This window comes from Kitasatospora sp. NBC_01266 (assembly GCF_036242395.1).
Lineage (GTDB): Bacteria > Actinomycetota > Actinomycetes > Streptomycetales > Streptomycetaceae > Kitasatospora.
Window position 1 is genome coordinate 48464 of record NZ_CP108459.1, and the last position, 12333, is coordinate 60796.

Sequence of the window (12333 nt, forward strand, 5' to 3'; positions counted from 1 at the left end):
GACACCGCGTCCTGCGGAGCCGGTGTCACTGACGATGCACGTGGGTCCTCGGGTCGCCACCTGGAGGTGGATGGACCCGGTGTGGCCTGTCGTGCCGCCCAGTGGGGGCAGCCGTGCGGTGGCTGAGGCGCAGTGGCGGCGGGAGGTGAGTCGAACGCGCGGGCGGGGATGTGGCTGGTCGCCACGTCGAGCTGATGCTGAGTCACCAGCTCGCGACACGCCGAGTGTTGATGTTGACACCCGTGGCAGTGACCGGTAATCGCGCGCGCACGTTTAAAGGCCCCGCGCAAGGTCGGCAACGTCGAGTCCAGGCGCCGGCGCACCATCAAGGCCGTGCCCGACGAGGGTGAGTAGGCGGCCTCGGGAAACGGCGTCCGGGACAGGCGAAGCCCAGGTCACCGACGGGGACGGTGACCTGGGCTTCGCGGTTCAGGGGTGCGGCGGGTCAGCTCAGGTGGGTGCGGATGGCCGCCATCACGCCGGCGGCCTGGTCGTTGAGGTAGAAGTGGCCGCCGGGGAAGACGCGGAGGTCGAAGGGGCCCGAGGTGTGGTTCTCCCAGGCCTGCGCCTCCTCGACGGTGACCTGGGCGTCCTGGTCGCCGGTGAGGGCGAAGAGCGGGCAGGACAGCCGCGGGCCGGGGGTGTAGCGGTAGGTCTCGGCGGCGCGGTAGTCGGCCCGGATCGCGGGCAGGATCATGCGCAGGATCTCGGGGTCGCCGAGCACCTGGGTGTCGGTGCCGCTCAGCCGGCTGATGTCGGTGATCAGACCGTCGTCGTCCAGCAGGTGCACCCGCTCGTCGCGCACGGTCGACGGCGCGCGCCGGCCGGAGGCGAACAGGCCGTGCAGCACGGTGCCGCGCGCCTCCAGGCGGTTGGCCACCTCGAAGGCCAGGGACGCCCCCATGCTGTGGCCGAAGAAGGTGACGGGCCGGTCGAACCAGGGGAGCACCTCCTCGACCAGCGCGTCGGCGAGCTCGGGGATGTTGTCGATGCACGGCTCGTGGCGCCGGTCCTGGCGGCCCGGGTACTGGATCGCCAGGACGTCCACGTCCGGTGCCAGGGTGCGCGAGACCGGGAAGTAGTACGACGCCGCGCCGCCGGCGTGCGGGAAGCACACCAGTCGGTGCGCGGCCCGCTCGGCCGGGTGGAAGCGCCGCACCCACGTGCTGGTTCCGACAGTCGCCTCGGTGGTCACGTCAGTCCGCCTCCTCGACGGTCGTGTTGCGTAAGGGGGTTGAGGGTCATCCGGGTCACGCGGAGAGCACCCGTTCCTCCGTCTGGATCAGCTCGTCCGTGATGCCCATGTCCGCCGCCGGGTCGTCGTAGGTCTGGCGGATGTGGAAGAGGTCCTTCAGCAGGTCGAGCGAGGTGATCCGCTTCGTCGACCGCTGCTCCGCGATCCCACGCAGCGGCAGCCGGCCGAGGTCGGCCCAGTGCAGCCGGCCGTCGGTGCCGATGTAGCTGCGCGCGCGGCCCGCGTTGTCGGGGTGGACGCAGTAGGGCACGTCGAGGTAGCCGCGCCGGAAGGCCTCCAGCAGCCCGCGCCCGATGTCGTCGTCCAGGTCGAGCACCGCGTCGACCAGGGCGCGCGCCTCCGCGTAGGTCTGCGAGTCGCCGAGGTAGGCGGCCGGGTCGGGGTTGCGGGCCGCGGTGCGGCGGGCGATGGCGTCGGAGTACTCCAGCGCCAGCACGTTCTCGGCGATGGTGGGGATCCGGCGCGCCTCGGCGACCGTCTTCACGATGATCCGCTGGGCGCCGGTGGTCACCGCGAGTTCGGCGGCCCGGCCGAGCAGCCGGTGCGCGCCGCGGTAGGTCTCCGGGTACACGCCCATGTAGGCGTAGATGACGATGTGCCAGTTGTCGGTGGGCAGCAGCTCCTGGCAGAGCCGGCGCAGCGCGCCCACGGCCTCGCGGTCCTGCCCCAGGTGGGTCTGCTGGGCGTAGCTCATCGACACCGAGCGGATGCCGTGCTGGACGAAGAACATCGCCTCCAGGAAGCTGATCGCCACCAGCTGGCTGGGCGGGCACAGCTGGCCCATCATGCAGCCGCCGAAGGTCTCCAGGTGCGGCTCGATGTCCACCTCCTGCAGCCGCGTGTACAGCTCGCAGCAGGCCTGCCAGTTCCGCACGCCGTCGGCGAGCGGGGTGCGGCCGTAGGGCAGGCAGTAGGAGACCGGCCCGCCCTCGGTGGCGTTGATCCGCAGGCGCAGCAGGGCCCAGAAGATGTCGATCGGGGTCGCGGAGCCGTGCCGGACCTGGATCGGGAAGCTCGCGTCCCAGAGCCCGTCGAGCACCGCCTCGGTGGTGGTCGGCGGGTGGTTGACGATCGGGTACCCGTTGAGGCTGATGCCCTCGCGCAGCGCGTCCTCGACGGCTTCGAGCTCGCCGACGCGGGTGTAGCTGTCCAGGGTCAGGGTGCCCACCGTGACGGCGTCGGCCGCCTTGGCGGCGGCCAGGCCCTCGCGCATCCGCGCGGGGTCGCCGAAGCCCATCCGGGGCTGCACGACCAGGCGCCCCGCGGCGCCCGCACGGCGGACGAACTCGCCGAAGTCGACCGGTCGTTGGCGGGCCGGCCGCTGGTCGGCGGGCAGTTCGGGCAGTTCGGGCAGCGTCATCGGATCACCTGCCCGGCGTCGTCGAGTGCGCGCTGCCCGGCGCTGTCCAGTGCGCGCTCGGCTTCGAGTTCGCGCTCGGACTGCGGCGGCAGCGAGGCGAGGAAGCCGCGGAAGGCGACCACCGGGTCCTGGCCGTCCTCGAAGACGGCGTCGAAGCCGGCGGCCGTCAGGTCCGCCGTCCTGGCGGCCCCCTCGCGGTCGTCGGTGCCGAGCTTGCCGCCGATCACGATGGGCGTGGCCGCCAGCGGGCTGAGCGCCCGCAGCTTGCCGATCACCCGCATGCCGTCCTGGTAGCCGTGCCCGTTGACACTGCTGATGACGACCATGTCCGGCTCCTGCGCGGCGCATTCGGCCGCCAGCAGGTCATCGGGGACGCAGGGGCCCAGGTTGACCACCTGGTACCCGCACTCCTCGATGAGCAGCTGCAGGAAGACCAGGTTCCAGGTGTGCGAGTCCGAGGCCAGCGAGGTGACGATCACGGTGCCCTTCGACTCCGCGAACTCCGGCTCCAGGCCGTCCTCGAGCGGTCTCAGCTCGCTCACGGCCGGCCTCCGGCGCTCGTGGGCGTGCGCACGTGCTCGATCCGGGTGGCGGAGACGACCTCGCCGCCGGCCACCGCGACCTCGACCGGCGCCGGGCGGCCCAGGAACATCAGCAGGCTCGACGTGGGGCCGTACGCGCCGGTGTTGGGGATGGCCAGCAGGTCGCCGGACGCCAGCCCGGCCGGGACCTCGATCTGCCGGCCCAGGACGTCGCCCGGGGTGCACAGCGGCCCGACCAGGTTCGCCTTCTCCGTCTCGGCGTCCGCCTCGACGTGCACGCTGACCGGCAGCAGCCGGCCCAGCCCGGACATGCCGCCGAAGGTGTTGATACCCGCGTCGACGATCACGAACTTCTTGCCGCGGCTGACCTTGACGTTGCTGACCTGGGTGACCAGGGTGCCGCTGTCGCCGGACAGGTAGCGGCCGGACTCGACCGCCAGGCGCGGGGTGCCCTCGCGCCAGGTCGGGAAGTGCGTGTCGAGCGAGGCCTCCAGCTCCACCCGCAGCTTGGGGTACGAGTCCCGGCCGCCCTGCTGGGCGTACGGGACGGAGAAGCCGCCGCCGATGTCCAGCAGCCGCAGCGGCACCCCGAGTTCCCGCTGGATCTCGGCGGCCGCCTCGATGGTGTGGGTGAGCTCGCCGATCAGGGCTTCCTCGTCACGCGCGTTGCTCTGCGAGAAGAGGTGCAGGCCGGCCACCCGGGTGCCGGGGACCGAGAGCAGCTGCGGCGCCAGCTCGGCGATCGTCTCGCTGTCGATGCCGAACTGGGTGGGCGTGCCGGTCATCCGGATGCTGGTGGTGGCGCTGGCGGTGGCGCTGTTGATCCGCAGCAGGCAGTCGACCTCGGTGCCGTGCGCCACGGCGGTCTCGCCGATGTGCCGCAGGTCGCTGAGCGACTCGGCGGAGAAGGTGCGCACCCCCTGGCCGATCGCCTCGGCGAGCTCACCGGAGGTCTTGCCGGGACCGGTGTAGAGGATGTCGGAGCCCGGGTAGCCGGCCTCCAGCGCCGCCGCGAGCTCGCCGGTCGAGCTGATCTCGGCCTTGCAGGCCGGGCCCTCGCCGGTGCGCAGCGCGCGCACCAGGTCGGTGTGCGGGTTGGCCTTGAAGGCGTAGAAGACCTCGAAGCCCTCGGGCAGCCAGCCGAACAGGTCCGCCCTGGCCGCCCGCACCCGGTCCAGGTCGTAGACGTACAGCGGGGTGCCGTAGTGGCGGGCGAGCTCGATCGGCTCGGTGGACTGGGTGGTCTGGGTGGTCTGGGGACTCATTTTCCGCTCCCGTCGAGCAGCAGGGCCAGCTCCTGCCGCGCGTTCTTGCCGTGCTGGGTGAGGGGGAAGTCCTGCAGCACCCGGCAGATCGACGGCACCTTGGCAGGCTCAAGGCGCTGGTTGAGCTCCTTGAGGATGGTGCGCGGGGGCAGGTCGCTCTCCACGAACAGCGCCAGGTCGTGGCGGTCGCTGGGCGGCAGCGCGGCCGCTGCCCGCACCCCGGGGATGTCCATGGCGGCGCTCTCGATCTCGAGCGTGCTCATCCGGAAGCCCTTGCGCTTGAACATGTCGTCGCGCCGGCCCTCGAAGTACAGGTAGCCGTCCTCGTCCAGCCGGCCGTAGTCGCCGGTGTGCAGGCGCGGCTGACCGGTCTCGGGGTCGGCGCGGAAGGTCTTGGCGCTCTGCTCGGGGTTCTTCCAGTAGCCCGGCATCACGTGCGGCCCCACGGCGGCGATCTCCCCGATCTCCCCGGTGGGCAGCGGGCGGCCCTCCGGGTCCAGGATCTGCACCTGGGTCCCGGGCAGCGGCAGGCCCACGGCGCCGGGGCGCTCGCGGTCCTCCTCCGGCGGCATGACGGTGATCCGCTTGGCCTCGGTCTGCCCGTACTGGCGCACCACGCGGGCACCGGGGAAGTGCTCGCGCAGCGCCTCGATGGTGGCCGGCGGCAGCGCGGCCCCGGTGTTGGTGAACAGGCGCACCGGCGCGGTGGGCCCCTGGTCGCGCTTGACCAGGGTGACGATCATCGTCGCGAGCGAGGGCACCAGCGGGACCACGGTCGCGCCGGTCTCCCGCATCCGGTTCAGCAGCAGCAGGTCGGAGTCGCGGTCGGCGAGGATGATCTCGCAACGGGCGATACAGGTCATCAGGACCTTGTAGAGGCCGTAGTCCCAGGACATCGGGAAGCGGCAGAAGACCACGTCGTCGGCGCGGTAGCCGAGCATCTGGGTCAGTGCCCGCGAGGCGAAGGCCACCTGGGAGTGCGGGCAGATGACCGCCTTGGGGGCGGCCGTGGAGCCGGAGGTGTAGATCAGGGTGGCCACGTCGTCGGGGCGCACCTGGTCGGGGCCGGGGCCGGCGCCCTGGGCGCGCAGCTCCTCCACCTCGGGCCACAGATCGGCCAGCAGCTCCGCGGATCCGGCGCACTCGACGAGGCGCTCGGCACTCTCCGCGTCGCCGATCACCAGCACCGGTTCGGCGTTGGCGACGACCTGGCGCAGGTGGAAGACCTTCATCGCCGGGTTGAGCGGTACGAAGACCGCCCCGCAGCGGGAGGCGCCGTAGAACATGGCGGCCAGCGCGCGGGTGGTGGGCAGCTGGAGCACCACGCGGTCGCCGCGGCGCACGCCTCGGTCGTGCAGCCAGGCGGCGAAGGCCCGGCTGTACTCGTCCAGTTCCCGGTACGTCCAGCATCCGGCGGAGTCGCGGACCGCGGGGGCGTCCGGAGCCTCGCCGACGGCGTCGTCGAGCAGGCTGTGGACTAGTTCTTCATGACGGGCGCTCGGCCCGGAATGTGCTTGGGACTGTTCCAGTGTCGAATACGACTGGCTGACCAATGTCGCACCCCGCTTTGAGTTGTGGCTTGGTTCGCCGAAATACGCTGAGCCGAGTCGAGAACCTCGGTCGCCACGGTATGAGGGGTGCGGCGGCGGTCAAACCCCTAAAACCGCGCCGGGACGCAGAGCTAGGGGTTATTGGCCCAGCCGCCCGACCTCAGACTTGGAGCCATGGAGACTGCGCACCGGACGAAGAGCGCCCTGGTATTCCCGGGAATGGGGCCCGCCCCGTTCGCCGAGGTCGGCAAGTTCATGCTGATCAACCCATTCGCCCGGGAGCTCGTCGCGGAAGCCGACGAAGCGCTCGGCTACTCGCTCTTCGAGCGCTTTCGGGCAGCCGAGGGCGATTACTCGGTACCGGCCCAGGTCGCGTTCTTCGTGAACTGCCTCGCGCTGGCCCGGTGGGCCGAGAGCCAATTCGACATCGAGCCGGCGTTCATCACCGGTCCCAGCTTCGGCGGCAAGGCCACCGCGGTGCGTTCGGGCGCCCTGTCGTTCGCCGACGGCGTGCGCCTCACCGAGCGTTTCGCCCACTGCCTCGACCGGTTCTTCGAGGAGGAGTACCCGGAGGAGGTCGTCACCCAGTCCTTCGCCCGCACCTCGCCGGCCGCGCTCGAGGAGATCCTCGCCGAGCTGACGGCGCTGGGCGAGTGGCACGAGGTGACCTGCGTGGTGGACGCGGACTTCCGGATGCTCACCGTGCGCGCGTCCAGGCTGGAGTGGCTGGAGGCGCGGCTGCGCGCGGTCGGCGGGATGCCGCTCTACGCGATGCGACCGCCGATGCACGCCGCCGCCTTCGCCGCGCTGCGCGCCAGGGCCGCCGTGGAGGTCATGGACGGCCTGGAGTTCCGCGACCCCACCGTGGCGGTCGTCTCCGACCAGGACGGCTCGGTGCTGACCGGCGGCGAGCAGATCAGGGACCTGCTGCTCGACTGCTGCGTGCGCCCCGTCGACTGGCCCACCGCGCTCGGCACCCTGCGCGACCAGGGCGTCGGCACCCTCTGCGTCGCCGGCCAGGACGCCCTGTTCGGGCGGGTCGGCGTCGCGACGAAGAACTTCAAGATCGTTTCGGCGAACCCGCGCCTGGCCCTGCGTCCCCAGCGTCGCGCCGCGGCCGCCGCCTGACCCGGCGTCCGTGCTCGGCGTCCGCGTTCGGCCTGCGGCGGCGCCGCGCCCTTTCGGAGGAACCATGACAGAGCAAGACTCCCGCGGCCTGCACGAGCGCTTCCTGCGCGGACTCGCCCGGTCCGCCGGCCGCCCGGCGCTGCGGATCGGCGCCGAGACCACCAGCTACCGGGAACTGCACCAGCAGGCCCTGACCTGGGCCGGCTCGCTGGGCGGCGCCAAGGTCGTCGGCGTGCTGGCCACCAAGGGCGTGACGGCCTACGCCGGCATCCTCGGCGGCCTCTACGCGGGCGCCACCGTGGTCCCGCTGCACCCCGACTTCCCGCCCTCGCGCACCCGGCGGATGCTCGAACTCTCCGGCGCCACCGCCGTCATCGCCGACGAGCGGGGCCGCGCCGTGCTGGCCGGCCTGGGCGAGGACGCCCCCGCGCTGGAGCTGGTCGAGGCCGACCCGGACCGCGCGCTGGCCGAGCCGCGCAGCGTCGAGCCCAGCGACACCGCCTACATGCTGTTCACCTCCGGCTCCACCGGCCGGCCCAAGGGCGTGCCGATCAGCCACGGCAGCACCCGCCACTACTTCGAACTCCTCGACGCCCGCTACGACTTCACCCCCGACGACGTCTTCTCGCAGACCTTCGACCTGAACTTCGACTGCGCGATGTTCGACCTGTTCTGCGCCTGGGGCTCCGGCGCCACCGTCGACGTCACCCCCGCGACCGCCTACCTCGACCTGCCGGCCCACCTCGCCGAGCACGGCGTCACCGTCTGGTTCGCCACGCCCAGCGCGATCTCGCTGGTGCGCCGGATCAGCGGCCTGGCCCCCGCCTCGCTGCCCGGCCTGCGCTGGAGCTTCTTCGCCGGCGAGGCCCTGCGCTGCCAGGACGCCGCCGACTGGCAGTCCGCCGCCCCCGCCTCGACCCTGGAGAACATCTACGGGCCGACCGAACTGACCGTCACCATCACCGGCCACCGCTGGGATCCGCTGACCTCGCCCGAGCGCGGCGTCAACGGCCTGGTCCCGATCGGCGCCGTGCACGCGGGCCACGACCACGTCCTGGTCGACGCGGACGACCGGGAGACCGACGTCGAGGGCGAACTGCTCATCACCGGACCGCAGATGTCCGTCGGCTACCTCGACCCCGCCGACGACGAGGGCCGCTTCGTGGCCCGCGACGGCCGCCGCTGGTACCGCACCGGCGACCGGGTGCGCCGCCTGTCCGACGGCGAACTCGTCTACCTCGGCCGCCTCGACTCCCAGGTGCAGGTCCAGGGCTGGCGCGTCGAACTGGCCGAGGTCGAGCACGTGCTGCGCGGCGTCGACGGCGTCGAGGACGCGGTCACCGTGGGCGCGACGACGGCTTCGGGCACCGAACTCGTCGTCTACTACACCGGCCAGGCCCGCCCCGCCGCCCAACTCGCCCGCGCCCTGCGGGAGCTGCTGCCCAAGGGCATGATGCCCCGGCACTTCGAGCACGTGGCGGAGTTCCCGCTGAACTCCAACCGCAAGACCGACCGCAAGGAACTGACCCAGCGGGCGACGGACCTGGTCGCCCGGCCGTCGCGGCGCGAGGCCGCCGGTTCCGGCGCTGGTGTGGAGCGGCAGCCGGTCGCCTGACCGCCCGGCTGCGAGAGCGGGACCGCCCGGGGAGCGAGCCCCGGGCGGTTCTGCGGTTTCTGGGGGTGGTTCGGGTGTCCCGGTCGGGTGGCGGCGTGTGCACTGCCCACCGCAGGGTTCACCGCTGCCCCCGCGCCCATCGGGCCCGCCCGGCACTGGTGCTCACCCGGTAGTTGATGAGCGCGGAAAGGGCCGTCAAGGCCCGGTCGCGGCGGCAGCCGCGATTTCGCGATCGGCGCGGTGACGCCCGCCGACGGCCCTGCCAGCAGGGCCAAACGCTGCCCGGCCCGGGTGGCGGCAGCGGCACGGGCAGGTTGCCCGCCGGAGGCCCAACCGGCCGCTGGTTCTGGAGCTTGAAAGAGGGGCAACGTGCTGATCTGCGGAAACGCAATGCGAGTGTGGGGTTACAACCCCCAGTTACCGATGAGTAACGGGGGTTGTAACCCCACACTCGTGAAGTCGGCCCGCCAAGTGGGGGTTGCAGCCCTACAAAAGTTATCTCCTGGGATAACCTTTGGTAGTGATCAGTCCTTCGAAGGGCGGCGATGTGGTCCGCCTTCCTGCCTCGCGGCCTCCCGCTGAGCCGGCGGGCGCACACAATGTGGTCGCCATCCGGCTCCAGCCGGGCGAGACGGTCACGGTCAGCCCGGCCCCTGAGCCGGAACCGGGCGGCGGGCGGCGGGACGACTTCGACTTCCTCGGCCACAGCTTCTACATGGCCTCGAAGGAGCTCTCCGCCAAGCTGCCGTTCATCGGCCTGACCGCGACCGAGTACGACGTCTGGCACACCATGCTCGGCGCCCAGCTCAAGGGCGGCATCGTGCCGATCACCGTCATCAAGCTCGGCGAGCGGCTCGGCATCGGTCGCAAGGAGGCGGGCGAGGCCCTGGCCCGTTTCCTGGACATGGGCTTCATGTGGCTGGAGCGGCGAGGCCGCTACCGGATCAACCCGCGCATCGCCTTCTGGGGGTCCAGCGCGGAACAGCAGCGCGCCCTGGCGCTGATGCCCGACTCCATCCCCGAGATCCGCCTGCCGGAGGGTAGTGTTCGCCCACCCCGTCGTACCCGCCGACCGAAGTTGGAGTCGCTGTGATGACCGCCGCCCACCGGGACCCGGGCACGGAGACTTTCCTGACGGCAGAGGGCAGCGTGTTCACCGCACAGGATCTCTCCCGGGCCCTGCCGCTGTACCGGCTCACCACCCTGCAGTACGACGTGTGGCACACCGTGCTGGGTGAGATGACCGACGGCGGCTACGTCACCCTCACCCTCGATGACATCGCGGAGCGGCTCGGCTCCAGCAAGAGCAATATCTCGCCGGCCCTCAGCCGCCTGGCCGAGCTCGGCCTGCTGTGGCGGGTCTCCAACGGGCTGCACCGGGTCAACCCGCGGATCGCCTTCAAGGGCTCCCAGGAGGAGTGGGCCGAGGCCCTGGACACGGTGCCGGCCGACGTCCCCGAGGTCGTCCTGCCCAGCTATCGCAGGCGCCCGCCCCGCAACAACAGGTCCGGTCTGGCCGCCACCGGCTGAAGCTGAGTGCGGGTTGCAACCCCCCAAAAGTTATCTGCTGGCAGAACCTTTGGGGTTCAGCTCTTCGGCTGGTGGCAGTGTCGGCCGGGGTCGGCGCACTATCACCGGTGCTAGTGGTTTGGCCCTGGCCAGCGGGGCCAGAGGTTGCAGTTCTTCCCGGAGGTGAGCAAGTGCCCGAGGCCCCCTCGATCGAGGACCTCATGACAGTCTGCAAGTACTCGGCCGTGCACCTGGAGATGCGCGACGGCTACATGCGAGATGACCAGCGGTTCGTCGCATGGCAAGCTGGAACGCTCGACCTCAGCTCGGCCAATGAGGCCGAGCGCCCCTGGCTCGCGTTGATCGCGGCCACCACAGCGCGCGGTGTCGTTGTGCGACGAGCCCGGATCGTCTCCGAACCCATCAGCGACTACGTCCGCTTCGAGCACGACCTCACGCCGGCCAACGTGGCATCGGGCGAGATGGTGCGCTGGCTGCCGCGCCGACAGGCGACCGGCCTCGCTGTGCCCGGCAACGACTTCTGGCTCTTCGACAGCGCGGTGCTGCTGCTCAACCACTTCGATGGGGACGGCAACTTCATCGACCACGAGCTAATCAGCGAGCCCGAGATCATCAAGCTGTGTGCAACAGCCTTCGAGGCCGTCTGGGACCGCTCCATCCCACACGAGGAGTATCGACCGGCCTGACCGGACCCGTCCCTGTTCTCAGCACTGCGGCGCAGCTCGTGACCGTCGATCAACGAACGGCCGGGATCCGGCCGCTTCTCCAGTCACTCAGGCGCTTGCGGATGCTCGCCAGCATCGGCAGGCCGTCCGCCTCCGCAGGGGTGAACCACGCGACCTCGGTCGACTCCACCGACACCCGCAGCTCCCCGCCAACCGGCCGGCCCAGTAGGCAGATCGAGAACTCCTGCCGCACCTCACCGTCGTCGTAGGCGAACACGTGCCCGGGGTTGGTGTAGGTGCCGACGATCCCGGTCACCTCGATGTGGACGCCGGTCTCCTCCAGCGTCTCCCGGATCCCGCACTCGGCCAGGGACTCCCCCAGCTCCATCTTCCCGCCGGGGAGTGCCCACATCCCGTTGTCGGTACGCCGCTGCAGCAGCACCCGGCCGTCCTCACCGACCACCACCACCGAGGCGGCCGGTACGAGCGAGTTGGGCTTCGGGGCGTTCGTATCGTTCTCGTAGTCACGCCTCGGCATGAGCCACCTCCAAGTCCCAGATGTTCCGGCCGCGTCCCATCAGCGACTCGCCGCGACGGCGTCGGTGTACAGCTCAGTGGTGAGGTCGCCGCTCTCAATGCCCAGCCCGGCAAGGACATCACGCACCACCGACAGGGCCGCAGGTAGATCGCTGTCGCTGACCGCGATCGTCTCCACCTCGAGGAACGTGCCGTCGATCTCGGGGACGCGCACCAGCGTTGCCAGCAGATCGCGGCCGTCGGCACTGAAGGAGTAGTTCCGGCAGCGCTTCTCGAACGCGATCACCGGCACGTACCCGAGGCCTCGAACGATCTCGTGTGCGGCGGCAGCGTCCTCCACTCGCGTCTCGTGCTCCGGCTTCGAGCCGGACGCCTTGTCCACGCGCGCGCCCTTGTAGGTGAGCACGGTCCGAGTGTCGTCGGCCGCGTGCACGGTGCGGATCCGCAGCTCGCGATCACCCTGGTCGAGCAGGCCGGCCGGCGTGTCGTAGTACGTGTCCTGGTAGAGCACCGGGCGCCCCGGGCCGTACGCCTTCTCCAAGCGCTCCGTCACCGCCTTGGGATCCCGCACGATCGCCTTCAGCTCGGCCTCGATCGCCAATGTCTCCTCCTCGGACGGTGGCCATCAACTTGTGAGTCGCAGGCTCGTGTCCCTCTCAGGCGCTCGCGCCAGTGTTCAGGGTGCCACCCTCGACCGCCTCGTGAACCGCCGCCAGTGCCATGCGCCACGGATACGCGCGTGGGTTGCCCTGGCCCGGTGCATTCGGCACGAACCCGTCGTCGCTCCCCAGCAGCACGCGCACCCCTGCGGATCGGAGCACGGCGATGCTGTGTTTGCGAAGCCGACGATGAACGAGGAGGTGAGCCCGCTGTTGTGGAGCGTGAG

At 71.1% G+C, this 12333-nt stretch carries 12 protein-coding genes; 5 read left to right on the forward strand and 7 right to left on the reverse strand.

Annotation, left to right across the window (positions count from 1 at the left end; genetic code table 11):
* Positions 1-445: 445 nt before the first annotated feature.
* Genes OG403_RS36420 through OG403_RS36440 form a run of 5 tightly spaced genes read right to left on the reverse strand, consistent with a single transcriptional unit; the run spans position 446 to position 5951 of the window.
* A complete protein-coding gene (locus OG403_RS36420; protein WP_329572853.1) occupies positions 446-1195 on the reverse strand; it encodes a thioesterase II family protein in 750 nt (249 codons plus the stop codon).
* A gap of 55 nt (positions 1196-1250) precedes the next feature.
* Complete coding sequence (locus OG403_RS36425; RefSeq protein ID WP_329572854.1) at positions 1251-2615, reverse strand: methylaspartate mutase; 1365 nt, start codon at positions 2613-2615, stop codon at positions 1251-1253.
* On the reverse strand, positions 2612-3157 hold the full coding sequence (locus OG403_RS36430; RefSeq protein WP_329572856.1) for a cobalamin B12-binding domain-containing protein: 546 nt from the start codon (positions 3155-3157) through the stop codon (positions 2612-2614). The genes OG403_RS36425 and OG403_RS36430 overlap by 4 nt, the downstream gene beginning before the upstream one ends.
* Positions 3154-4422: a type III PLP-dependent enzyme gene (locus OG403_RS36435; protein ID WP_329572858.1), complete on the reverse strand. Its 1269-nt coding sequence runs from the start codon at positions 4420-4422 to the stop codon at positions 3154-3156. The genes OG403_RS36430 and OG403_RS36435 overlap by 4 nt, the downstream gene beginning before the upstream one ends.
* A complete protein-coding gene (locus tag OG403_RS36440) occupies positions 4419-5951 on the reverse strand; it encodes an AMP-binding protein (RefSeq protein ID WP_442911110.1) in 1533 nt (510 codons plus the stop codon). Before OG403_RS36440 ends, OG403_RS36435 begins: the two co-directional genes overlap by 4 nt.
* Before the next feature lie 195 nt (positions 5952-6146).
* Here OG403_RS36440 and OG403_RS36445 point away from each other — a divergent pair, with 195 nt between their 5' ends.
* The 5 genes from OG403_RS36445 (at position 6147) to OG403_RS36465 (ending at position 10931) form a co-directional block, all read left to right on the forward strand.
* On the forward strand, positions 6147-7100 hold the full coding sequence (locus OG403_RS36445) for an ACP S-malonyltransferase (protein ID WP_329572861.1): 954 nt from the start codon (positions 6147-6149) through the stop codon (positions 7098-7100).
* Between the two features lie 64 nt (positions 7101-7164).
* A complete protein-coding gene (locus tag OG403_RS36450; protein WP_329572863.1) occupies positions 7165-8715 on the forward strand; it encodes an AMP-binding protein in 1551 nt (516 codons plus the stop codon).
* Positions 8716-9316: 601 nt separating this feature from the next.
* Positions 9317-9808 carry a hypothetical protein gene (locus tag OG403_RS36455; protein WP_329572865.1) on the forward strand — a complete coding sequence of 164 codons (492 nt, stop codon included), beginning with the start codon at positions 9317-9319 and terminating at the stop codon, positions 9806-9808.
* Entirely contained in the window at positions 9808-10245 is a 438-nt protein-coding gene (locus OG403_RS36460; protein ID WP_329572867.1) for a helix-turn-helix domain-containing protein, read from the forward strand. Before OG403_RS36455 ends, OG403_RS36460 begins: the two co-directional genes overlap by 1 nt.
* 170 nt (positions 10246-10415) lie before the next feature.
* On the forward strand, positions 10416-10931 hold the full coding sequence (locus tag OG403_RS36465) for a DUF6879 family protein (RefSeq protein ID WP_329572869.1): 516 nt from the start codon (positions 10416-10418) through the stop codon (positions 10929-10931).
* Between the two features lie 49 nt (positions 10932-10980).
* Here the strand turns inward: OG403_RS36465 and OG403_RS36470 are convergent, their stop codons facing one another.
* The gene (locus OG403_RS36470; protein ID WP_329572871.1) at positions 10981-11448 is read right to left on the reverse strand and encodes an NUDIX hydrolase; all 468 of its coding nucleotides are present in this window, start codon (positions 11446-11448) and stop codon (positions 10981-10983) included.
* Positions 11449-11487: 39 nt separating this feature from the next.
* Positions 11488-12048: a class IV adenylate cyclase gene (cyaB, locus tag OG403_RS36475; protein ID WP_329572872.1), complete on the reverse strand. Its 561-nt coding sequence runs from the start codon at positions 12046-12048 to the stop codon at positions 11488-11490.
* Positions 12049-12333: the final 285 nt, after the last annotated feature.